We start from the raw sequence: 21,944 nt of genomic DNA, 5'->3' as shown, positions 1-21,944 counted from the left end.
GAAGCACTTGCTGTCGTGGTCAGGATAGGGAACGGAAGCTTGAAAACTCTTCTTCTACTTATCGGCAGAACTGCGCCAGACTATAGCCACTCATTGCGAAAAGCCAGTTCGGACTGATGTCAATATGCCAATTGAAACCAAGGTGCCAAGTCAGGCTCCGTCGAGTCTAGAGGCCTGGATCAAGCTGCTCGACGGGGTCCGCGTACCGGTGCCGAAAGAGAGCCATGATCGCGTGCTGCAAGCCATCAACGACAGCCGTCGCTCCCTGCGCGATATCGCCGAACTGATGCAGGACAGCCCCGCGCTGGTGCTCTGCGTGCTGCGCGAGGCCAACCACCCGGCCAACGCCAGCCAGGCCGAACCGGCCGAGAGCCTGGAAATAGCCCTTAACCGCCTTGGCCTGGCCCGCGTCAGCCAACTGCTGGCACGCCTGCCATCGCTGCCGGCCGACGAGATCCCGCCGGTGCTGCGCCAGTTCCTGCTGATCAGCCAGCATGCCACCCAGCAGGCCAACGGCCTGTTCGCCAGCCGCCTGGCGCGCTTGTGGCAGGAAATCCACTGGGGCAGCTTGTTGTTCCTCTCGCCCCTGTGGCCGCTGGCCCTGGCCTATCCCAAGTTGCTGGACACATGGGAGCTGCGAGTTATCCACAAGGGCGAGGAGGCTGCTGAAGTCGAGCAGCAACTGTTTGGCGTGCGCATCATGCAATTGTGCCAGGCCATGGCCGACCACTGGCGCCTGCCCGAGTGGGTGACCCAGGGTTACCGCCTGCTGATGGACGAGCGCGAACAACTGGCGCAGGTACTGAACATCGCCCGCGAACAGGACCCGCTGGTCCAGCAACAGCGCCTGGACGAAGAGCCGGCCCTGCGCCGCTGGTTCAACCAGCCCCCGAATACCGTACTGCTGGCCAACGGCCTTGCCCTGGCCGCCCAGGTTGGCTGGGACAATCCGCATTTGCTGCGCTGGCAGCTGCTTACCGCCCTTTATCTGCAGACCACGCTGGACGATGTGCAGCAGCAGGTTCACCAGCAGGCCGCGGCCAGTGCCCGCCATCACGCCCGGCATGCCCTGTTCCACCCGGCCGAGGCGCTGATCTGGCCTTGGCACCAGCGCCGCCCGCACCCGGACATGCTCACCCCGCCACCGCCCAGCACCGAGGAGCTGGGCCGCTGGCGCACGCTGTGCCAGGAACTGCTCGCCCAGCCGAGCCCGTTCAGCAACACCGTGCACCTGGCCACCCAGGCCCGCGAAGCGCTACTGGCGTGCGGCATGCAGCGCCTGATGCTGCTGAGCCTGGACAAGGCTACCGACCACCTGCGGGTGCAGCAAACTGCGGGCCTGCCCAAGGAAGCCAGCGTCATTGCGTTGCCGATCGCGCAGAACAAACTCCTGCAGAAACTGATGAGCAAGGCCGGGCAATTGCGCCTGACTCCCGAGAACCACGCCCAGTTCACCGCGCTGCTGCCAGCGCCACTGCGCGCATTCTTCCGCAGCGAACACCTGCTGCTGCGCTCGCTGGCGGTCGGCGACCAGGTGCTGATGCTGGCGGTGGCGGACCAGGACGGCAAACCGCTGGCCGATGTCAGCGTGCAGGCGTTCGGTAAAACCGTGCAATGCATCGAGCGCGCCCTGGCCATCTTCGGCAACCGCCATTCATGATTGCCTTGCGCTACAATCGCCCCCTTTGCACCCTGGAGACCGTGGATGACTGACTTTTCCGGCTTGCCCCTGGTGATCGAAGCCAAGGACCTGCTGCCGCGCCTGGAATCGCCGCAACTGATCCTGGTCGACCTGACCAGCGCCAACCGCTATGGCAGCGGCCACATCCCCGGGGCACGCTTCGTCGATCCCAAGCGCACCCAGCTGGGGCAACCACAGGCGCCTGGCCTGCTGCCGGCACGCGCCGACCTGGAAAAGCTGTTCGCCGAACTCGGTCATCGCGACGATGCGATCTATGTGGTCTACGACGACGAAGGCGGCGGCTGGGCCGGCCGTTTCATCTGGTTGCTCGACGTGATTGGCCACCAGCGCTATCACTACCTGAACGGCGGCATACAGGCCTGGCCGGCGGACAAACTGTCCACCGAGGTGCCCGCCAGCATGGGCGGCGCGGTGAACCTGCGACTGCACCCGGAGCCCACCGCCACCCGCGAATACCTGCAAAGCCGCCTGGGCGCCGCCGACCTGGTCATCTGGGACGCTCGCGGGCCACTGGAATACAGCGGCGAGAAAGTACTGGCCGCCAAAGGCGGGCATATTCCCGGCGCGATCAACTTCGAGTGGACCGCCGGCATGGACCTCAACGACCACCTGCGCATCCGCAAGGACATCGCCGAAGTCCTGCAAAACCTGGGCATCACCCCAGACAAGGAAGTGATCACCCACTGCCAGACCCACCACCGCTCCGGCTTCACCTACCTCGTGGCCAAGGCCCTCGGCTATCCACGGGTGAAGGGCTATGCCGGTTCCTGGGGCGAATGGGGCAACCACCCCGACACGCCCGTCGAAGTTTAAGGACGCTCAATGAAATCCCGCTTGTTCATCATCAGCCAGTACCTGCTGCCGCACCACCTGCTGTCGCGGCTGGCCGGCTGCGTCGCCGAGTGCCGCGCACGCTGGTTCAAGAACGCCTTCACCGCCTGGTTCGCCAAGCGCTACCAGGTGAACATGTCCGAGGCACTGGTCGAAGACCTCAGCGCCTACGAGCACTTCAACGCCTTCTTCACCCGTGCCCTCAAGCCCGGTGCCCGCCCGCTGGACGAAACCCCCGGCGCGATCCTCTGCCCGGCCGACGGCGCAGTCAGCCAGCTTGGCCCGATCGAGCACGGCCGCATCTTCCAGGCCAAGGGCCACGGCTACAGCGCCTTGGAGCTGCTGGGCGGCGACCCGGCCCTGGCCGCGCCGTTCATGGGCGGCGAATTCGCCACCATCTACCTGTCGCCCAAGGACTACCACCGCGTGCACATGCCGCTGGCCGGCACCCTGCGCGAGATGGTCTATGTGCCGGGGCGGCTGTTCTCGGTCAACCAGACCACCGCAGAGAACGTACCGGAGCTGTTCGCCCGTAACGAGCGCGTGGTCTGCCTGTTCGACACCGAGCGCGGCCCGATGGCCGTGGTGCTGGTCGGCGCGATGATCGTCGCCTCTATCGAGACCGTCTGGGCCGGCCTGGTCACGCCGCCGAAGCGCGAGCTGAAGACCTTCCGCTATGACGACGCCAGCCGTGCGCCGATCCATCTGGAGAAAGGCGCCGAGCTGGGTCGCTTCAAGCTGGGCTCCACTGCCATCGTGCTGTTCGGGCCAGAGCAGGTGAAGTGGGCCGAGAGCCTCGGTGCCGGCTCCACCGTGCGCATGGGTGAGCTGCTGGCGCAACCGGCCCAGGCCTGATTGACTGCTGCAACAAGAAAGGCCCTGCTCAGCAGGGCCTTTTTCATTGGGACCGCTACGCGGTCCATCGCCGGCAAGCCGGCTCCCACAGTGAGAACGCAAACCTTTGTGGGAGCCGGCTTGCCGGCGAAAGGGCTGCAGCGCAGCCCCAGGGCTCAAGATCAGCCGCGCGCTTCGCGATCGCGTACGCCGAGCAGGTACAGCACACCATCCAGGCCCAGGGTCGAGATCGCCTGCTTGGCCGACTGACGCACCAGCGGCTTGGCGCGGAACGCTACACCCAGGCCGGCCAGGGACAGCATCGGCAGGTCGTTGGCGCCATCGCCCACGGCTATGGTCTGCTCAAGCTGCAGGCCCTCTTCACTGGCCAGTTGCTGCAGCAGATCAGCCTTGCGCTGCGCATCGACGATCGGCTCGACGGCCACGCCGGTGACTTTGCCATCCACCACTTCCAGCTCGTTGGCGAATACATAGTCGATGCCCAGGCGCGCCTGTACCTGCTTGGCGAAGTAGGTGAAGCCGCCGGAAAGGATCGCAGTCTTGTAACCCAGGCGCTTGAGCTCGGCGAACAGATGCTCGGCACCCTCGGTCAGACGCAGCGAGGCGCCAATCTGGTCCAGTACGCTCACGTCCAGGCCCTTGAGCAGCGCCATGCGCTCTTTGAAGCTGGCGCGGAAATCCAGCTCGCCACGCATCGCGCGCTCGGTGATCGCCGCCACCTGCTCACCGACACCGGCAGCCTTGGCCAGCTCGTCGATGACTTCGGCCTCGATCAGCGTCGAGTCCATGTCGAACACCGCCAGGCGGCGGTTGCGGCGGAACAGGTCGTCACGCTGGAAGGCGATGTCGATGTTCAGCTCTTCGGACAGCGCGAAGAAGTCGGCGCGCAGTGCCTGGGCGTCGCTGGCTTCGCCACGCACGGAGATTTCCAGCGCGGACTTGCCCTTCTCGACCTGGGCATCAAGCGCCACGCGGGCCGACAGGCGCTCGATGCGCTCGATAGTCAGGCCGTACTGGCTGATGATGGCGCTGACCCGCTGCAACTGTTGTGGCGTGACCCGGCGGCTGAGCAGGGTGACGATGTGGCGGGCCTCGCCCTGGCTGTCGGCCCAGTGCTGATAGTCGGCCTCGGAGATCGGCGTGTAGCGCGCCTGCAGGTTCAGCTCATGGGCCTTGGCCTGTACGCTTTGCAGCAGCGCGGTGGCCACCTCGTTGTCGGGGATGTCGACCAGGATGCCGAACGACAGCGTGCCATGCATGACCGCAAGGCCGATGTCGAGAATATTCACACCGCCCTGGAGCAGGACGCCGGTGATGGCCGCGGTAAGACCTGGACGGTCTTCACCAGTGATGTTGATCAGGACGATTTCGCGCAAGACCGGGCTCCAACTCGATGAAAAATGCGCATTCTACCGATTTTCCATGACCATCGGGCGCCAACGCTACTTTGCCGACAAAACACGTATCGCTATACTGCCCAGCAACTTTCTCGCCATGAAGAGCCGCGCTCTGTGAACCGGCCCACGCCCGTTAAACCCGATAACTTCTTCCTGATGATCTACCGAGCCCTCAGCCAGCGCCGAATCCCACTGGCCCTGCGCATTGCCTGCCATAACATCTTCCTGGTGGCCCTGGCCCTGGTGATCTATGCCTGCGTGATGGGTTTGCAGTTCAAGCAGGCCATGCACGATCAAGCCGATGCCGTTGGCCAGAGCCTGACCACGCAAACGGCCACATCGGCCACCGAGCTGCTGGTGTCCAACGACATCCTCAGCCTCAACGTGCTGCTCGGCAACCTGGTGAAGAACCCGCTGGTGGCCCATGCCGCCATCTACAGCGTGGACAACCGCATCCTCGCCGAGGCCGGCCAGCGCCCACGCAATAGTTTGCTGGGCGAAACCGAAGGGGTCTACCAGACCAAGATCACCTTCCAGGACGTGACCGCCGGCCAGTTGCGCATCAGCCTGGACATGAGCCAGTTCCAGCAACCGATGCTGATCAGCCTGCAGAGCATGGGTATCCTTGCCGCGATCCTGTTGGCCCTGGCACTGACCCTCAGCCTGCGCCTGGGTCGTTTCATCTCCACCCCGCTGCTGCAACTGCGCGTCTGGTTGCGTGATCCGCACCCCTACACGCCGGGCATCGAGCGTCAGGACGAGATAGGCGACCTGGCCCGTCAGCTGCACGCCCGCCTCGCCCCGCCGCCACCTCCGGAACCGGAAGAAGAAGACGAGCCAGACGATTTCGATGACATGCCCGCTCCCAAGACCGCGCCACGCACGAAGGTAGCGGCGCTGGCACCCGATCAAGACGATGACGATGACGCCTTCGCCGATCTGCTGGATGAGCAAAGCGCGCCGGCCAAACCCGTCATCGTTGAGTCCGACGAACCGCAGCACAGCGCCGTGCTGGCCGTGCAACTGGGCTCCCAGGAGCAACTGCGCCGCCTGCCACGCACTCGCCTGACCGAACTGCTGGAGCGCTACCGCGACTGCCTGGACCAGGCCGCCTCGCTGTACGAAGGGGAAGTCCATACCTTGAACGACGGCAGCACCCTGCTGTTGTTCCACAGCCGTGACAGCGGCGAGGACTACCTCACCAACGCCATCTGCTGTGGCGAGCTGCTACGCGCCCTGGGCCACGCCCTGCAGATCGAGGTGGCCGACAGCGGCATCACCCTGCAACTGCAGCTGGGCCTGGTGCTGGCCGACGACCTGCAAGGCATGGATCAGGTCGACTTGCTGATGACCGAACAAGCCCAGGACGCGCTGGCCTTGTCGCAGCACAGCCGCAACCTGCTGCTCGTGGAGCGCCGTATCAGCGATGATGCTCTGATCCGCCAGCGTGCGCGTATCCGGCCGATCGCCAGCCCGGAGGGCGCGTGCTGTGTCGAGCGCCTGATGGAGCCTTACCCGTCCATGCTGGAGCGCCAACTGGCGCGGATGCACGAGCGCCGCGCATGAGCCAACGCTGATTCAAGGCCTGTGTAGGAGCGGGCTAGCCCCACGATAACATCGGGGCAGGCAATGTTGCTGTATGGCGAGCCCTATCGTGGGGCAAGCCCACTCCCACGCCGTCCCGATCACATGGCGAGACCCACAAAAAAGCCCGCATCGCTGCGGGCTTTTTTGTGGCTACGGATATCAGAAGCGGAACACTTCCATATCGGTACGAATCGGTGAAGCCATCGGAATCTTTGGCTTCTCCGGCTCTTTCTTCACCTGCACCGGCGCGGCCGGCTTGCGTGGCGCCTCCTCGGCGATGGCCGGCTGGTTGGCCAACGGCTTGACCGTGGTGCTGAGCTGTTCGACCAGCTTCTGCAGCAACTGCCCCTGGGCTTGAACCTGCGCCGACTCGCTGCCGGCATGGGGCTGTTCGAGGTGGACGATACGGTTGTCACGCACCTGGCCACGGCGGTCCAACACGCGCCATTGCGCATCAAGGATCGCCGGCTGGTTCTTGCCCGAGTCCAGGCGGGTGATTGACAGCAGCACCTGCACGTCCGGCGTGAAGCCGGCACTTGCCGGCGCCAGCACCACGCGCTGGCTGTCCAGGCGCCAGGCCAGCTGGCGTACCAGCAATTGGTCAATATCCGACGAAAGGCTGCCGGCCCAGCGACCGTCGGTCGCTGCAGTCAGGCTGCCATCGGTCTGACGCTGCAAAAAGGTTTCGCGTTGCAGGTAATCGGCCACCGATACCGGGCCAAGCACCACCGCCATGCCCGCAGCCTGGGTCGGCTGACCGGGATCACCGCTGTCGAGCTGATACAGGGCAACCGGCTGGTGCATGCTGCACCCGCTCAAGCCCAGCAAGCCAGTCATCAGCAGCGCAAATGGAAGGCGCAGAAATTTCATTCATCCCATCCAGGCGGTCGTCAGTAGACTGACCGCAGTGATACTCATGTAGATTCATCCGGGCACTCGGCCACGCCGGCGCCAACGAGGGCCCTATCATCCGCGAAATGGTCGCCCGACTCCAGCATTTCCGCCCGAAGCGGCGTCGAAAACGCCGCAACAGACAGCCCATCCACTCAAGCAGGGGTTTCCACCAGCAACCCATCGACGCGCTGGAAACCGCGTGGCAATTTGCTACCACGGCGACCCCGCTCGCCCTTGTAGTGCTCGAGATCATCCGGCTTGAGTGAAAGGGTACGCTTGCCAGCTTGCAATACAAGGGTCGAGCCCTCGCTGATCACCGCAAGATCGGTCACGTATTCCTCGCGGCTGGCCACCCGGTCACCCGGCACGCCGATGATCTTGTTGCCCTTGCCTTTACCCAGCTGTGGCAGGTCGGCGACCTTGAACACCAACAGGCGCCCCTCGGTGGTTACCGCTGCCAGCCAGTCTTGCTCGCGGTCGGCCACCGGACGCGGGGTCATCACCTTGGCGCCATTGGGCAGGCTGAGCAGGCCCTTGCCGGCCTTGTTCTTGGCCTGCAGGTCCTCGCCCTTGACCACGAAACCGTAGCCGGCGTCGGAGGCCACAACGTACAGGGCATCGTCTTCCGGCAGCAGCACGCACTCGAAGGTGGCGCCCGGTGGCGGGGTCAGGCGGCCGGTCAGCGGCTCGCCCTGGCCACGGGCCGACGGCAGGCTGTGGGCGGCCAGCGAGTAGCTGCGGCCGGTGGAGTCGATGAGCACGGCGAACTGATTGGAACGTCCGGCGGCGGCGGCCTTGAAGCCGTCGCCAGCCTTGTACGAAAGCCCCGTGGCATCGATATCGTGGCCCTTGGCGCAGCGCACCCAGCCCTTCTCCGACAGCACCACGGTAACCGGCTCGGTCGGCATCAGTTCGTTTTCCGACAGGGCCTTGGCCTCGGCGCGCTCGACGATCGGCGAGCGGCGGTCGTCGCCGTAGGTCTCGGCGTCCTTGATCAGTTCGCTGCGCACCAGCTTGCGCAGTTTGCTGTCGCTACCCAGCAGCGCTTGCAGTTGCTTCTGTTCCTTGAGCAGTTCGTCCTGCTCGCCGCGGATCTTCATCTCTTCCAGACGCGCCAGTTGACGCAGGCGGGTCTCGAGGATGTAGTCGGCCTGGATCTCGCTCAAATCGAAACGGGCGATCAAGGCCTGTTTGGGGTGCTCCTCGGTGCGGATGATGTGGATCACCTCATCCAGGTTGAGGAACGCGGTAAGCAAGCCTTCCAACAGGTGCAGGCGCTTCTCGACCTTGTCCAGGCGGTGCTGCAGGCGGCGTCGCACGGTACCGATGCGGTACTCCAGCCACTCCAGCAGCAGCGCCCGCAGGTTCTTCAGTTGCGGACGGCCGTCGAGGCCGATGATGTTGACGTTGACCCGGTAGGTGCTCTCCAGGTCGGTGGTGGCGAACAGGTGCTGCATCAGCTCGGCGGCATCCACGCGGTTCGAGCGCGGGATGATGACGATGCGGCAAGGGTTCTCGTGGTCCGACTCGTCGCGCAGGTCAGCGACCATCGGCAGCTTCTTGGCCTGCATCTGCGCGGCAATCTGCTCGAGCACCTTGGCGCCGGAGACCTGGTGTGGCAGTGCGGTGACGACGATGTCGCCGTCCTCGATGCGGTATACCGCACGCATGCGGATCGAGCCTTTGCCGCTCTCGTAGATCTTCTGGATGTCGGCGCGCGGGGTGACGATCTCGGCTTCGGTCGGATAGTCCGGCCCCTGGATATGCTCGCACAGCTGCTCGATGGTGGCCTTGGGTTCGTCGAGCAGGCGCACGCAGGCGCTGGCCACTTCGCGCAGGTTGTGCGGCGGCACGTCGGTAGCCATGCCCACGGCGATGCCGGTGGTGCCGTTGAGCAGGATGTTCGGCAGACGCGCGGGCAGCACGGCCGGCTCCTGCAAGGTGCCGTCGAAGTTCGGTACCCAGTCGACGGTGCCCTGGCCCAATTCAGTGAGCAGCACCTCGGAGTAGCGCGACAGGCGCGCCTCGGTGTAACGCATGGCGGCGAACGACTTCGGATCGTCCGGCGCACCCCAGTTGCCTTGGCCGTCGACCAGGGTGTAGCGGTAGCTGAACGGCTGGGCCATCAGCACCATGGCCTCGTAGCACGCCGAGTCGCCGTGGGGGTGGAACTTGCCGAGCACGTCACCGACGGTACGTGCCGATTTCTTGTGCTTGGAGTCGGCATCGAGCCCCAACTCGCTCATGGCATAGACGATGCGTCGCTGGACCGGCTTGAGGCCGTCGCCGATGTGCGGCAGGGCGCGGTCCATGATCACGTACATGGAGTAGTTGAGGTAGGCCTGTTCGGTGAATTCAGCCAGGGAACGGCGTTCGACGCCGTCGAGACTGAGTTCGAGTGAGTCGCTCATGCGGGCCTCGTCATTTCAGGTTCTGGCGCAGCAGCATGGTGCCGCCGCGCTGGGTAAATTCAAGTTGTTTCAGGGCACTCATTCCCAGCAGTACGCCCTGGCCATCCAGGCCAGGCACCACCAGCGCGCGTACGTCGCGCAGGTGGATATCGCCCAGTTGCAGGCTGTCGAGCCGCGTACGGTAGCCTTGGGTCCGGCCATTGGCGGTGCTCAATTGCACCGCGGCGCCACGCGCCAGGTCCAGGTCGCGGGCCAGTGCCTCGGGGATCGCCACGTCGGTGGCGCCGGTGTCGAGCATGAAAAGCACCCGTCGCCCATTTATCGCGCCATCGGCAACGAAATGGCCCTGACCGTTGCTCAACAGACGCACCTCGACGAAGCCGTCGCCCTGCTCGCTCTGCACCACGCTGTTGGGGTTCTGCTGATGTTTTTCCCACTGCCCGAAAAAGCGCGTGGCCAGGAACAACGCCGCCGCCCAGGCGACAATCATCAACACCCTGCCCGCGCGCTTGCCCGGTGGCTGGCTCATGGCTTGGCGCTCCAGCCGCCCTGTGGCGCGTCGAAGCGCCAGACGATCGGCCGTGTTTCACCATCCACCCGCGGGCGGTCGTTGTTGTCCACGCCGATCCAGGCGCCGCCCTTGTCGATCACCAGCGCCTCGGCCAGGCCGTAGGACTGCGAGTAGCGCCGCGATTCCATCAGGGCGTCGGCGGCGAACGACCAACAGCGCTCCACGGCGCCCGTGTCGGCATCCCGCCGGCAAATGCGGTAGGCATTGCGCTCGAGGGTGAACAGCTTGCCTTCGAACCAGGCCAGGTCAGCAAAGTCACGTGATACCGGACGCGACTCGGGGAACTGTGGCGGCTGCATCTCGACACCCGCCTCGCTGAGCAGCACGCAGCCGCGCCCGCAGGTCCACACCGATTGCTGGCGCTGCACCGCGAGCAGGCCGCGACGCTCGCGCTCGGCTGCCAGCCACAGGCGATCGCCCGCCGGGTTGATCGCCAGCCCCTCGAACAGTGCGTTGAAATGCAGCAACATGCCGCTGGCCCGCGCCTGGCGCACCATGGCCTGGTCGATTTTCAGCCAGTCCGGTTCACCGTCCACGGGCAACTGCAGCACGGCGGCGTGGGCCTCGCTGACGATATAGAGGTTGCCGGCCTGATCGCAGGTGATGCCCTCGAAATCCAGCTCGCCGCCGCGGATGTAGGACGCCGCCCAGTTGCGCGACTTGAGCCCCCATGGCAGGCCGGTGTCTGGCGCCGCCGGCGGGGTGAAGGTCAGTGGCTGGGCCTGCCACGTCGCTCCCTCCTGGTCGAGGCGGTAGATCCGGTCGTCATCGCGGTCGGACACCGCCCACAATGCCCCACGGCACCAGGCCAGGCCCGACAGGTTACCGCCGCGCATGCCATCGACCGCATGCTCGGCGCTAAGCTTGAGCTGCGGCCAGTCGCCGGCCTGGGCCTGCAGGGCAAACCACGCCAGGCAGGCCAGGAGCAACGGACGAATCAAACCAGGACCTCGGCCAGGTTGCCTTTGGTCTCCAGCCAGCTCTTGCGATCACCCGCACGCTTCTTGGCCAGCAGCATGTCCATGATCTCGGTGGTGCCCTGTACATCGTCCAGGGTCAACTGGACCAGGCGCCGGGTGTTGGGGTCCATGGTGGTTTCGCGCAGTTGCGGCGGGTTCATCTCGCCCAGGCCCTTGAATCGGGTGACCTGTGGCTTGCCACGCTTCTTCTCTGCGACCAGGCGGTCGAGGATGCCGTCACGCTCGGCCTCGTCCAAGGCGTAGTAGATCTCCTTGCCCAGGTCGATGCGGTACAGCGGCGGCATGGCCACGTACACGTGCCCGGCCTCGACCAGCGGGCGGAAGTGCTGGACGAACAGCGCGCACAGCAGTGTGGCGATGTGCAGGCCGTCGGAGTCGGCGTCGGCAAGGATGCAGACCTTGCCATAGCGCAACTGCGAGAGGTCGGCTGCGCCCGGGTCGACGCCGATGGCCACGGCGATGTTGTGCACTTCCTGGCTGGCCAGGACTTCACCGCCATCAACCTCCCAGGTGTTTAGGATCTTGCCGCGCAGCGGCAGGATGGCCTGGAATTCCTTGTCCCGTGCCTGCTTGGCCGAGCCACCGGCCGAGTCACCCTCGACCAGGAACAACTCGGCGCGCATCGGGTCCTGGCCGGCGCAATCGGCCAACTTGCCCGGTAATGCAGGGCCCTGGGTAATGCGCTTGCGCTCGACCTTCTTGCTCGCCTTCAGGCGCCGGCCGGCGTTGCTGATGGCCAGTTCCGCCAGCTGCATGCCCAGTTCGGGGTGGGCATTGAGCCACAGGCTGAAGGCGTCCTTGACCACGCCGGAAACGAACGCGGCCGCCTCGCGGGACGACAGGCGCTCCTTGGTCTGGCCGGAGAACTGCGGCTCCTGCATCTTCATCGACAGCACGAAGCTGATGCGTTCCCAGACGTCCTCGGGGGCCAGCTTGACCCCGCGCGGCAGCAGGTTGCGGAACTCGCAGAACTCGCGCATGGCGTCCAGCAGGCCCTGGCGCAGGCCGTTGACGTGGGTGCCGCCCTGGGCGGTGGGGATCAGGTTGACGTAGCTTTCCTGGATGCTGTCGCCACCTTCCGGCAGCCACAACAAGGCCCAGTCCACGGCCTCCTTGTTACCGGCCAAGCTGCCGCAGAACGGCTCGTCGGGCAGGCGCTGGAACTCGCTGACCGAATCGACCAGGTAGGAGCGCAGACCGTCCTCGTAGTGCCACTCGACCTTCTCGCCGGTGCCCTTGTCCTCGAAGCTGATGGACAGCCCCGGGCACAATACCGCCTTGGCCTTGAGTACGTGTTTGAGGCGGCTGATGGAGAACTTCGGCGAATCGAAGTACTTCGGATCGGGGCTGAAGTACACGCTGGTGCCGGTGTTACGCTTGCCGACGGTGCCGACCACTTCCAGCTCGCTGGCCTTGAAGCCGTCGGCGAAGGTCATCTGGTACTCGTTGCCGTCGCGCTTGACGCGCACGCGTACCTGGCTCGACAGGGCGTTGACCACCGAGATGCCGACGCCGTGCAGGCCGCCGGAAAATTGATAGTTCTTGTTGGAGAACTTGCCCCCGGCGTGCAGCTTGGTGAGGATCAGTTCAACACCGGAAACACCCTCTTCGGGGTGGATGTCCACGGGCATGCCGCGGCCATCGTCGCTGACTTCCAGGGAATGGTCGGCGTGTAGGACGACCTGTACCGAACGGGCGTGGCCGGCCAGGGCTTCGTCGACGCTGTTGTCGATAACTTCCTGGGCCAGGTGGTTGGGCCGGCTGGTGTCGGTGTACATGCCCGGTCGCTTGCGGACCGGGTCAAGGCCCGAGAGGACTTCGATGGCGTCTGCGTTATAGGCGCTAGCGCTGGGATTGGCCATGGGTTCTCGTCGTCAGTCTGGTGAATGCAAAAGTCAAAATACAGAAAAGTCCAGTGCCGCGTACTGTCCGCGGGCAATGCCGGCGAACGCCAGCAGTGCCGGCAATTGTTCGGCGAAGCCCTGGTAGCTGTGGTCACCACCGGCCTGGATCCGCAGGGCGCAAGCACGGTAGTAGCGCTCGGCCTGGCGATAGTCCAGGGTTTCATCGGCGGTCTGCAACCACACTTGATAGCGGGCAGCATCCTGCGGTGCCGGTACTTCCAGTTCGGCCAGGGCGTCCACGTGGTCGTGGGTGAGCTCCCAGGCTTCATCGGTATAGAGGTTGCGCTGGGTGCCGAGGTAACCGTCGAACAGCTTGTGCGGGGCCACCGCCGGGTTGATCAACAGCGCCTTGAGCCCGTGTCGCTCGGCCAGGTGGGTGGCATAGTAGCCGCCGAGGGAGCTGCCGACCAGCAAGGGCGCGCCGAGCTCGGCGATTGCCGTCTCCAGTTGGGCGATGGCCTGGCGTGGATGATGGTGCAGGGCCGGAACGCGCAGTTGCTCGGACAGGTCGAGCTGCTGCATCACCGCTTCGAGCTGGCGTGCCTTGGTCGACAGCGGCGAGCTGTTGAAGCCATGGATATAGAGGATGGAACCCGACATGCTGCCCCCGGACGCAAAGACGCGCAGTGTAGCGTGTTCGATGGTCATTGGCGCAGCCTGGGGATTTTCGCAACAAATTCTTCAAATGACAGGGCGCTCTGCGCCCCTTTCGCTGGCAGGCCAGCTCCCAAAGGCAGCGCAGCGGCCTCTCAATAGCCTGGGCTGTCGAAATCCAGCGTCACCACGAAATCCCGCGCCCGCTCCACCCCGGTCTCCAACCTCCCGTCGGCATGCAGAAGAAGCCAGCGGTAACCCGGCTGCTCCTCGCTCACCTTGAAGTCCTCGCTGCGCGGCGCGAACTGGATGCAGGTCGAAGGCGTGGCGAGGAAACGGATGCCGTCACGCACTTCGTCCCATTCCTGGTGGATATGCCCCCACAGCAGCGCCTTCACCTGTGGATAACTGCGCAGACGCCGCAACAGTTCATCGGCATTATGCAGCCCGATCGGCGCGATCCAGGCACAACCGATATCCACCGGCTGGTGATGGCAGCACACCAGGCAATGGCGCTCGTCCGCACCGCTCAGCGCCTGGTCCAGCACGACCAGCTGGTCATCGGCCAACAGACCGAAGGTGGCACCGACCACTGCCGAGTCGAGCATGACGATGCGCCAGGCACCAATATCGGTCACTGCCTGCACCAGTTCCGCCGCCACTTCTGCCATGACCCGCGCCTCGTCATGGTTACCCGGCAGCCAGCGCGCTGGCGCGCCGAGCGTCGACGTGAGCTCGCGAAAGGCCGCGTAGGATTCGACGCTGGCATCCTGGGAAAGATCGCCCGTGCACAGCAGCAGGTCGATGCGCGGTTGTTCGCGGCGAACCTGGCCGACCACGTGCCCAAGGCTTGCGCGGGTATTGAGGCCCAGCAAGGTGCCCGCCGGGTCGGCGAACAGATGGGCATCGGTCAGTTGCACCACATGGACAGGTGACGGGGGTGAAAGTGGTTGCGGCAACGGCCGTCTCCTCGAACGGATTCAGCACGGATTATGGCGGCGGATCGCTTTCGAGCAAATACTCGAAACCGACGCGCATCACATTTCAGCGCACGGCTTCCAGTTCGTGGCCGCAGGCCAGGCAGTGGCTCAGCCATTCACCGAGAAACAGATTGAGCTGGGCCTTCTCGTCCGGCTGGTGCATCGCCGTGTTGGGATAGGGGTAGATACTGCGCAGGCGACGCGCATGCTCGGCACTGACCACCTCGGCCATGCGCGCGTCATGGTAGACCTGCACCTCCAGCTCGGGCACCGGCAGCCAGGGCAGGCTGTGCTCCTGGCGCACCTTGAGCGTGGTGGTGTAGGGGCAGGCCAATAGCACTTCAAGCACCAGCACACCGAGCATCTGGTCGCCCTGGGTCATGCCGATACGACGCGAGCTCTGCGTGGTGCGCATGTCGGGCAACAGGCGCATCAGGCGGGCATAGTTGGCCTCGCAGGCCGATTGCAGCCCGACCAGGTCGACTCGATAGCGCTCGCGCAGCAGGTTCACTTCCACATACCTCGTACTTCGTCTCGGTTCAGCGCCAGCCATTGCAACCCGATGATCGTGGCGGCGTTGCAGATACGCCCATCGCGTACGGCCTGCAGGGCATCCTCGAACGACCACACGCGCACGCGAATGTCTTCGCTTTCCTCTTCCAGGCCATGCAGGCCACCGGCACCCTCGCTAACGCAACGGCCCAGGAACAGGTGGACATACTCGTCGCTGCCGCCCGGTGACGGGAAGAACCTGGTCATCGGCCACAGCGCCGAGAAGGCCAGGCCCGCTTCTTCCTCGGCTTCGCGGTGGGCAACCTCCTCGGGCTGCTCGTCCTTGTCGATCAGCCCGGCGACCATCTCGATCAGCCAGGGGTTGGCCACCTTGCCCATGGCGCCGACACGAAACTGCTCGATCAGCACCACTTCGTCGCGCTGTGGATCGTAGGGCAGCACGCAGACCGCGTCATGGCGCACGAACAGTTCACGGGTGAACTCGCGGCTCATGCCCCCGGCGAACAGCTCGTGGCGCAGGTGTAGCTTGTCGAGCTTGTAGAAGCCCTTGAACAGCGACTCCCGCCGAACGATCTCGACCTGGGTAGGCACTGTATTGTGCGTGTCCGTCATGCAAACTCCTCATGCCTCGTTTACCGCATCGCGCAATCCTACTCTGCGCACGGCCCGGTTTCATCCCTTTCCGTCGACCGTTCGGGCAGCCGGGACAGGCGTGTCACTCTCTGTTAGCTTAGTGGCGAACTGAAGGCCGCGCAGGCGGTCCAAGGCCGATCATCACCGTTGTGAAAGAGGCAACATGACGCTTGTCAAACTGACTTCCGTGGCCGTCCTGGCACTGGCGCTCGGCGCCTGCCAGAGCCTGTTCACGCCCAACTACCGGGCCCCGCTCGAGGTAAAGCGCGAGGCCTGGGAGCACGTCAAACCCGGCTGCAGCGAAAGCGACTGCCCGCTGGTCAACATTGACGTCGTGCACTTCCCAGCCCTGCCCAAACTTGACGACATTGTCGAGAAACGCCTGCTGATGCTGACCGAGGACAACCAGCGCGGCACCCCGCCAGCCTCGCTGCAAGCCTATGAGCAGCAGTACCTCGCTCGCGCCGACAAGCGCAACAGCACCTATCTGCAGGCCAAGGTACGCGAGCAGCATGACGGGCTGGTGATCGTCGAGCTGTCCAGCTACCTCGACAGCGGCGGTGCCCACGGCATGCCTGGGCGCGGCTTCATCAACTATTCACGCAAGCTGGACAAGGTACTGACCCTGGACGACATGCTGGTGCCCGGCCAGGAGGCGACCTTCTGGAAGACCGCCGAGGAGTCCCACCGCGCCTGGCTGATCAGCACCGGCATGGACAAGGACCCCGAGTTCGTCAAGACCTGGCCGTTCAAGCAGTCCCCGCACATCGCCCTGACCTACGGCGCGGTGGTGATCAAGTACGAGGTCTACTCCATCGCGCCCTACTCCATGGGCCACGTCGAGCTGAAGATCCCCTACCCGCGCCTCAATGGCGTGATCAAGCCCGAGCTGTTTCCCGGCCGCGGCTGAGCGATAGCAGCAAATGCAGTACCCCTGCCAGCAACAGTGCCGGCAGGGTCGCCCCCAGCTCCGGCGCCTGGCTGGCCATCAGGTGATAGGCCGCCACTCCCGCGCCCCAGGCCAGCAGCGCCTGCCAGTGCAAACCCTCGACCATCGCCGGCAGGCGACGGCGGCGAAGCACAAAGTGATCCACCAGCACCACGCCGAACAAGGGCGCGAACACCGAGCCGATCAGCAACAGGAAGTTCTGGTACTGGCCCAGCGGCGCCAGCAAGGCGATCAGCGTGCACAGCACGCCAATCGCCAGGGCCAGGTGCTCGACCTTCATTTTCACCAGCAGGCCGGTGGACACCGCCGCCGAGTGGATATCGGCAAAGGCGTTCTCCGTCTCGTCCAGCAGGATCAGCAGCAGCGGGATCCCCAGCCCGGCGCCGGCCAGTGCCAACAGCAGGGCATTCACCTCGCCGCTGGGCGCGAACGCCAAGGTGTAGGCCACGCCCAGACTCATGAGCCAGGCATTGCCGATGAAGAAGCCCAGCGCGGTACCTCCGAACACGCGGATGGCGCGCTGGCCAAAGCGTGAATAGTCGGCGATCAGCGGCAGCCAAGACAGCGGCATGGCGATCACGATGTCGAAACCCAGGGCCAGGGACAACGAACCATCCCCAGGGCGTCGCCACAGATCGGCCAGGTCGGCCTTGGCGAACAGGTTCCAGGTCAACCACGCGCAGGCGCCCAGCAGCAGCCAGATCCCCCACTTGCGCAAGACCTTGCGCACGAACGCCAGCGGCCCGCTGACCGCCAGCAGAGTGGCCAGGGCGCCAAAGCACAAGGTCCACAGCAGCGGGCTGCTCCAGCCGCTGCCCTCGCCGAACGCGCGTGCGCCCAGCAGGCTGGCGGCATCACGCATGACGATGATCTCGAACGAACCCCAGCCCACCAGTTGCAGCAGGTTGAGCAAGGCCGGCAGGCGCGCGCCATGGCTACCGAGCGTGAGGCGCAAGGTCGCCATGGCCGACAGGCCGGTATCGCTACCGATCACCCCCACCGCCGCCAGCAGCAATACCCCTACCGCCGTGCCCAGGGTGATCGCCAGGATCGAGCCCGCCAGACCCAGCCCCGGCGCCAGCAGGCCGCCGACCTGCAGGACCATCAGGCCGATGCCAAGGGAAAACCACAGCGAGAACAGGTCGCGGGCGCCGAACTGGCGATGGTGGGAGGGTACCGGGTGGTCGGGAGAGAAGTGGCTGGGAGTGGTCATGCTCGGGCGCTCGACGGAAGAGTTGGGGTGAACCCATCGCTGGCAAGCCAGCTCCCACAGGGGCCGCATCACAGTCTCTGTGGGAGCTGGCTTGCCAGCGATGCGGTGCGCATCGCGCACCGCCTGGGTCTGCTACTCAGACTTTCTGGTACAACTGGCTGCCTTCCTGGCGGAACCGCTCGGCCTGCTCGCGCATGCCCTGTTCGACTGTCACGTCCACGGTCTCGATCTTGGCCGCGTACTCACGCACTTCCTGGGTGATCTTCATCGAGCAGAACTTCGGCCCGCACATCGAGCAGAAGTGCGCGACCTTGGCCGACTCCTTGGGCAGCGTCTCGTCGTGGAACGCACGGGCGGTGTCCGGGTCCAGGCCGAGGTTGAACTGGTCTTCCCAACGGAACTCGAAGCGCGCCTTGGACAGCGCGTTGTCACGGATCTGCGCGCCCGGGTGGCCCTTGGCAAGGTCGGCGGCATGGGCGGCGATCTTGTAGGTGATGATCCCGGTCTTGACGTCGTCCTTGTTCGGCAGGCCCAGGTGCTCCTTGGGCGTGACGTAGCAGAGCATGGCGCAGCCGAACCAGCCGATCATCGCCGCGCCGATGCCGGAGGTGATGTGGTCGTAGCCCGGAGCGATATCGGTGGTCAGCGGGCCTAGAGTGTAGAACGGCGCCTCGTCGCAGCATTCGAGCTGCTTGTCCATGTTCTCCTTGATCAACTGCATAGGCACATGGCCGGGGCCTTCGATCATGCACTGCACGTCGTGCTTCCAGGCGATCTTGGTCAGCTCGCCAAGGGTTTCCAGCTCACCGAACTGCGCGGCGTCGTTGGCGTCGGCGATCGAGCCCGGACGCAGGCCGTCGCCCAGCGAGAAGCTGACGTCATAGGCCTTCATGATTTCGCAGATCTCGTCGAAGTGCGTGTACAGGAAGTTTTCCTTGTGGTGCGCCAGGCACCACTTGGCCATGATCGAGCCGCCACGGCTGACGATGCCGGTGACGCGCTTGGCGGTCAGCGGCACATAGCGCAGCAAGACGCCGGCATGGATGGTGAAGTAGTCCACACCCTGCTCGGCCTGTTCGATCAGGGTGTCGCGGAACAGCTCCCAGGTCAGGTCTTCGGCAACGCCGTTGACCTTTTCCAGGGCCTGGTAGATCGGCACGGTACCGATCGGCACCGGCGAGTTGCGGATGATCCACTCGCGGGTCTCATGGATGTGCTTGCCGGTGGACAGGTCCATGACCGTGTCCGAACCCCAGCGGATGCCCCAGGTCAGCTTGGCCACTTCTTCCTCGATGGAGGAACCCAGGGCGCTGTTGCCGATGTTGCCGTTGATCTTCACCAGGAAGTTGCGGCCGATGATCATCGGCTCCAGCTCGGTGTGGTTGATGTTGGCCGGGATGATCGCACGACCGCGGGCGATCTCCTCGCGAACGAACTCGGGGGTGATCTCTTTCGGGATATTTGCACCGAAGCTGTGCCCCGCGTGCTGTTGGCTGAGCAGGCCGGCGGCGCGAGCTTCCTGCAGTTTCATGTTCTCACGGATGGCGACGTATTCCATCTCGGCGGTGATGATGCCCTGACGCGCGTAGTGCATCTGCGAAACGTTGGCGCCAGCCTTGGCCCGGCGCGGGTTGCGCACGTGGGCGAAGCGCAGCTTGGCCAGCTCAGCGTCGTTCAGGCGCTGCTGGCCGAAGTTCGAGCTCAGGCCTTCGAGGCGCTCGGTATCGCCACGGGCGTCGATCCAGGCCGAGCGCACATCGCCCAGGCCCTTGCGCACGTCGATGATGACGTTAGGGTCGGTGTACGGGCCGGAAGTGTCATACACCAGCACCGGGGCGTTTTTTTCGCCGCCGAAGTCGGTGGGGGTGTCATGCAGGCTGATCTCGCGCATGGGCACACGGATGTCGGGGCGCGAACCTTCGACATAGACCTTGCGCGAATTGGGCAGCGGTTGCACGGACTGTTGGTCGACTTGGGCCGACTCGCTCAGACTGATCGTTTTTTCTTGTTTGCTCATCACAGGCTCTCCAGACAGCTTCCTAGCGGGCGGAATGTCGGGGTGAACCTGAAAGGCGCGGACGCACCCGTGTTGACGGGTGCAGTGCCGGACAAGGGGTGCCGTGGGCTGCAAGCAGCTGTGGCGATCCCGGACCTGGCACAAGAGGCTCCCGGGACATGAGAGCAATCTTGTTCCCTACGCAGGCGCTAACCTGATCAGGTTCAACGGGATCCGCAACTTTGCGATCTCAGCCTTTGCATCAAGGCACCCCGACAAGAACCTGCGCAGTCTAGACTGGAGTGGTTGGCAAAGCCAAGCGGGTAAATCCCTGGCGTGATAAATGGCACACGTGACGGATTGTTGAGGGCGGCGCGCGGCACTACACTGGCGTGCTCGGTACCCGACAGTACAGTAAATACATCTTGATCAAGGATTGCCCTATGCTGCGCAAACTCTCACTGGCGATTGCCGTGTCTTGTGCGTCCAACGGAGTGGCCTGGGCAGTAGATACGCCCACGACGGTGAAGACCGACCTGGTCAGCGTTTACCAGGAAGCGGTGGACAACAATGCCGACCTGGCCGCCGCCCGCGCCGACTACGGCGCCCGCCGCGAGGTGGTGCCCCAGGCCCGCGCCGGCTTGCTGCCCAACCTTTCGGCTGGCGCCGAGATGATGAATACCCGCACCAAGCTCGACGAGCCGTCGATCACCTCCAACCGTAGCGGCAATGCCTGGAGCGCCACCCTGGCGCAGCCGATCTTCCGCGCCGACCGCTGGTTCCAGCTGCAGGCTGCCGAAGCGGTCAACGAGCAGGCCGCGCTGGAACTGTCGGCCACCGAGCAGAACCTGATCCTGCAGAGCGCCGAGAACTACTTCGCGGTGTTGCGCGCCCAGGACAACCTGGCCTCGACCAAGGCCGAAGAGGCGGCCTTCAAGCGCCAGCTCGACCAGTCCAACGAACGCTTCGATGTCGGCCTTTCGGACAAGACCGATGTGCTCCAGTCCCAGGCCAGCTACGACACGGCCCGGGCCAACCGGATCATCGCCGAGCGCCAGGTGCAGGATGCCTTCGAGGCCCTGATCACCCTGACCAACCGCCAATACAGTGCGATCCAGGGCGTGGTCCACACCCTGCCCGTGCAGGTGCCGACGCCCAATGACGCCAAGGCCTGGGTCGAGACCGCCGGGCGGCAGAACCTCAACCTGCAGGCCACCAACCATGCCGTGGCGGCCGCCGAAGAGACCGTGCGCCAGCGCAAGGCCGGCCATGCGCCAACCCTGGATGCCGTGGCCAAGTACCAGAAGGGCGACAACGACAACCTCGGGTTCACCAACCCTTCGCAGAACGGCGTGCGCTACGGCGGCGACGTGGAGCAGACCAGCGTCGGCCTGCAACTGAACATTCCGATCTACAGCGGCGGGTTGACCAGCTCCCAGGTACGCGAGGCCTATGCGCGCCTGACCCAGAGCGAGCAGCAACGCGAAAGCCTGCGCCGACAAGTGGTGGAGAACACCCGTAACCTGCACCGCGCGGTGAACACCGACGTGGAACAGGTCCAGGCGCGCAAGCAGTCGATCATCTCCAACCAGAGCGCCCTGGAAGCCACCGAGATCGGCTACCAGGTCGGCACCCGCAACATCGTCGACGTGCTCGACGCGCAGCGCCAGCTGTACACCTCGGTGCGCGACTACAACAACAGCCGCTACGACTACATCCTCGACAACCTGCGTCTCAAGCAGGCGGCCGGCACCCTGAGCCCGCAGGACCTGCAGGACCTGGGACGGTACCTGAAGGCCGACTACAACCCGGACAAGGATTTCCTGCCACCGGACCTGGCAGCAGCGGCGGCGAAAAACTTCGAACGCCGGCCTTGAAGGCAACACACTACCTGTAGGGCGGGCTTCGTGGGGGCAAGCTCGCTCCCACAACAA

Annotated in this window: 18 protein-coding genes and 1 riboswitch; of the genes, 6 read left to right on the top strand and 12 right to left on the bottom strand. The window is 64.8% G+C overall.

The features are described 5' to 3' along the window. The first annotated feature begins 124 nt into the window (after nucleotides 1–124). The 3 genes from C3F42_RS20535 to asd are packed head-to-tail and all read left to right on the top strand — an operon-like array spanning nucleotide 125 to nucleotide 3,388. Nucleotides 125–1,660, top strand: a complete 1,536-nt coding sequence (locus C3F42_RS20535; RefSeq protein ID WP_094012384.1) for an HDOD domain-containing protein — start codon at nucleotides 125–127, stop codon at nucleotides 1,658–1,660. 45 nt (nucleotides 1,661–1,705) lie between these two features. Then, nucleotides 1,706–2,515, top strand: coding sequence for a thiosulfate sulfurtransferase (gene rhdA, locus C3F42_RS20530; RefSeq protein ID WP_104444832.1), 810 nt, complete (start codon nucleotides 1,706–1,708; stop codon nucleotides 2,513–2,515). A gap of 9 nt (nucleotides 2,516–2,524) precedes the next feature. Continuing rightward, complete coding sequence (asd, locus tag C3F42_RS20525) at nucleotides 2,525–3,388, top strand: archaetidylserine decarboxylase (RefSeq protein WP_104444831.1); 864 nt, start codon at nucleotides 2,525–2,527, stop codon at nucleotides 3,386–3,388. Between the two features lie 161 nt (nucleotides 3,389–3,549). Here asd and serB read toward each other — a convergent pair whose 3' ends face one another. Next, on the bottom strand, nucleotides 3,550–4,764 hold the full coding sequence (gene serB / locus C3F42_RS20520) for a phosphoserine phosphatase SerB (protein WP_104444830.1): 1,215 nt from the start codon (nucleotides 4,762–4,764) through the stop codon (nucleotides 3,550–3,552). Between the two features lie 135 nt (nucleotides 4,765–4,899). Between serB and C3F42_RS20515 the strand changes: the two genes are divergently transcribed. Beyond that, nucleotides 4,900–6,351 (top strand): histidine kinase, encoded by a 1,452-nt coding sequence (locus C3F42_RS20515; protein WP_094012380.1) that lies wholly within the window; start codon nucleotides 4,900–4,902, stop codon nucleotides 6,349–6,351. 180 nt (nucleotides 6,352–6,531) lie between these two features. Here C3F42_RS20515 and C3F42_RS20510 read toward each other — a convergent pair whose 3' ends face one another. The 9 genes from C3F42_RS20510 to C3F42_RS20470 form a co-directional block, all read right to left on the bottom strand. Beyond that, nucleotides 6,532–7,242: a membrane integrity-associated transporter subunit PqiC gene (locus C3F42_RS20510; protein ID WP_038706898.1), complete on the bottom strand. Its 711-nt coding sequence runs from the start codon at nucleotides 7,240–7,242 to the stop codon at nucleotides 6,532–6,534. A 176-nt stretch (nucleotides 7,243–7,418) separates the two neighbouring features. Then, entirely contained in the window at nucleotides 7,419–9,677 is a 2,259-nt protein-coding gene (parC, locus tag C3F42_RS20505) for a DNA topoisomerase IV subunit A (protein ID WP_094012379.1), read from the bottom strand. 10 nt (nucleotides 9,678–9,687) lie between these two features. Continuing rightward, a complete protein-coding gene (locus tag C3F42_RS20500; RefSeq protein WP_023631341.1) occupies nucleotides 9,688–10,206 on the bottom strand; it encodes a TIGR02281 family clan AA aspartic protease in 519 nt (172 codons plus the stop codon). Continuing rightward, a complete protein-coding gene (locus C3F42_RS20495; RefSeq protein WP_104444829.1) occupies nucleotides 10,203–11,189 on the bottom strand; it encodes an esterase-like activity of phytase family protein in 987 nt (328 codons plus the stop codon). Before C3F42_RS20495 ends, C3F42_RS20500 begins: the two co-directional genes overlap by 4 nt. Beyond that, entirely contained in the window at nucleotides 11,186–13,090 is a 1,905-nt protein-coding gene (gene parE / locus C3F42_RS20490; RefSeq protein ID WP_023630810.1) for a DNA topoisomerase IV subunit B, read from the bottom strand. Before parE ends, C3F42_RS20495 begins: the two co-directional genes overlap by 4 nt. Before the next feature lie 33 nt (nucleotides 13,091–13,123). Beyond that, nucleotides 13,124–13,732: a YqiA/YcfP family alpha/beta fold hydrolase gene (locus tag C3F42_RS20485; protein ID WP_038707608.1), complete on the bottom strand. Its 609-nt coding sequence runs from the start codon at nucleotides 13,730–13,732 to the stop codon at nucleotides 13,124–13,126. 149 nt (nucleotides 13,733–13,881) lie between these two features. Then, nucleotides 13,882–14,685: a 3',5'-cyclic-AMP phosphodiesterase gene (cpdA, locus tag C3F42_RS20480; protein ID WP_094012376.1), complete on the bottom strand. Its 804-nt coding sequence runs from the start codon at nucleotides 14,683–14,685 to the stop codon at nucleotides 13,882–13,884. An 85-nt stretch (nucleotides 14,686–14,770) separates the two neighbouring features. Beyond that, complete coding sequence (locus tag C3F42_RS20475; protein ID WP_023630808.1) at nucleotides 14,771–15,223, bottom strand: DUF1249 domain-containing protein; 453 nt, start codon at nucleotides 15,221–15,223, stop codon at nucleotides 14,771–14,773. Further along, nucleotides 15,214–15,831, bottom strand: a complete 618-nt coding sequence (locus C3F42_RS20470; protein WP_104444828.1) for an NUDIX domain-containing protein — start codon at nucleotides 15,829–15,831, stop codon at nucleotides 15,214–15,216. Before C3F42_RS20470 ends, C3F42_RS20475 begins: the two co-directional genes overlap by 10 nt. 184 nt (nucleotides 15,832–16,015) lie before the next feature. Between C3F42_RS20470 and C3F42_RS20465 the strand changes: the two genes are divergently transcribed. Next, complete coding sequence (locus C3F42_RS20465) at nucleotides 16,016–16,762, top strand: RsiV family protein (RefSeq protein ID WP_023630806.1); 747 nt, start codon at nucleotides 16,016–16,018, stop codon at nucleotides 16,760–16,762. Here the strand turns inward: C3F42_RS20465 and cytX are convergent. Further along, nucleotides 16,731–18,014 (bottom strand): putative hydroxymethylpyrimidine transporter CytX, encoded by a 1,284-nt coding sequence (gene cytX, locus C3F42_RS20460; protein ID WP_038706900.1) that lies wholly within the window; start codon nucleotides 18,012–18,014, stop codon nucleotides 16,731–16,733. The two genes, C3F42_RS20465 and cytX, sit on opposite strands and share 32 nt — an antisense overlap. 136 nt (nucleotides 18,015–18,150) lie before the next feature. Then, entirely contained in the window at nucleotides 18,151–20,031 is a 1,881-nt protein-coding gene (gene thiC, locus C3F42_RS20455) for a phosphomethylpyrimidine synthase ThiC (protein WP_094012374.1), read from the bottom strand. A 157-nt stretch (nucleotides 20,032–20,188) separates the two neighbouring features. Then, nucleotides 20,189–20,295: riboswitch (TPP riboswitch) on the bottom strand. Nucleotides 20,296–20,453: 158 nt separating this feature from the next. Between thiC and C3F42_RS20450 the strand changes: the two genes are divergently transcribed. Further along, nucleotides 20,454–21,887 (top strand): TolC family outer membrane protein, encoded by a 1,434-nt coding sequence (locus C3F42_RS20450; RefSeq protein WP_023632667.1) that lies wholly within the window; start codon nucleotides 20,454–20,456, stop codon nucleotides 21,885–21,887. Nucleotides 21,888–21,944 lie beyond the last annotated feature (57 nt).

Origin of the sequence: Pseudomonas sp. PONIH3 (assembly GCF_002934345.1) — a bacterium.
Classification (GTDB): Bacteria; Pseudomonadota; Gammaproteobacteria; order Pseudomonadales; family Pseudomonadaceae; genus Aquipseudomonas; species Aquipseudomonas soli.
Note: the sequence above shows the minus strand (reverse complement) of the source record. Positions and strands in the feature narration are given on the sequence as shown.

Coding starts and splice junctions, on each gene's coding strand:
- C3F42_RS20470 (WP_104444828.1), bottom strand. CDS start 15,831: ATGACGGACACGCACAATACAGTGCCTACCCAGGTCGAGATCGTTCGG.
- cytX (WP_038706900.1), bottom strand. CDS start 18,014: ATGACCACTCCCAGCCACTTCTCTCCCGACCACCCGGTACCCTCCCAC.
- C3F42_RS20500 (WP_023631341.1), bottom strand. CDS start 10,206: ATGAGCCAGCCACCGGGCAAGCGCGCGGGCAGGGTGTTGATGATTGTC.
- C3F42_RS20535 (WP_094012384.1), top strand. CDS start 125: ATGCCAATTGAAACCAAGGTGCCAAGTCAGGCTCCGTCGAGTCTAGAG.
- C3F42_RS20510 (WP_038706898.1), bottom strand. CDS start 7,242: ATGAAATTTCTGCGCCTTCCATTTGCGCTGCTGATGACTGGCTTGCTG.
- C3F42_RS20450 (WP_023632667.1), top strand. CDS start 20,454: ATGCTGCGCAAACTCTCACTGGCGATTGCCGTGTCTTGTGCGTCCAAC.
- parE (WP_023630810.1), bottom strand. CDS start 13,090: ATGGCCAATCCCAGCGCTAGCGCCTATAACGCAGACGCCATCGAAGTC.
- rhdA (WP_104444832.1), top strand. CDS start 1,706: ATGACTGACTTTTCCGGCTTGCCCCTGGTGATCGAAGCCAAGGACCTG.
- C3F42_RS20465 (WP_023630806.1), top strand. CDS start 16,016: ATGACGCTTGTCAAACTGACTTCCGTGGCCGTCCTGGCACTGGCGCTC.
- C3F42_RS20485 (WP_038707608.1), bottom strand. CDS start 13,732: ATGTCGGGTTCCATCCTCTATATCCATGGCTTCAACAGCTCGCCGCTG.
- parC (WP_094012379.1), bottom strand. CDS start 9,677: ATGAGCGACTCACTCGAACTCAGTCTCGACGGCGTCGAACGCCGTTCC.
- thiC (WP_094012374.1), bottom strand. CDS start 20,031: ATGAGCAAACAAGAAAAAACGATCAGTCTGAGCGAGTCGGCCCAAGTC.
- asd (WP_104444831.1), top strand. CDS start 2,525: ATGAAATCCCGCTTGTTCATCATCAGCCAGTACCTGCTGCCGCACCAC.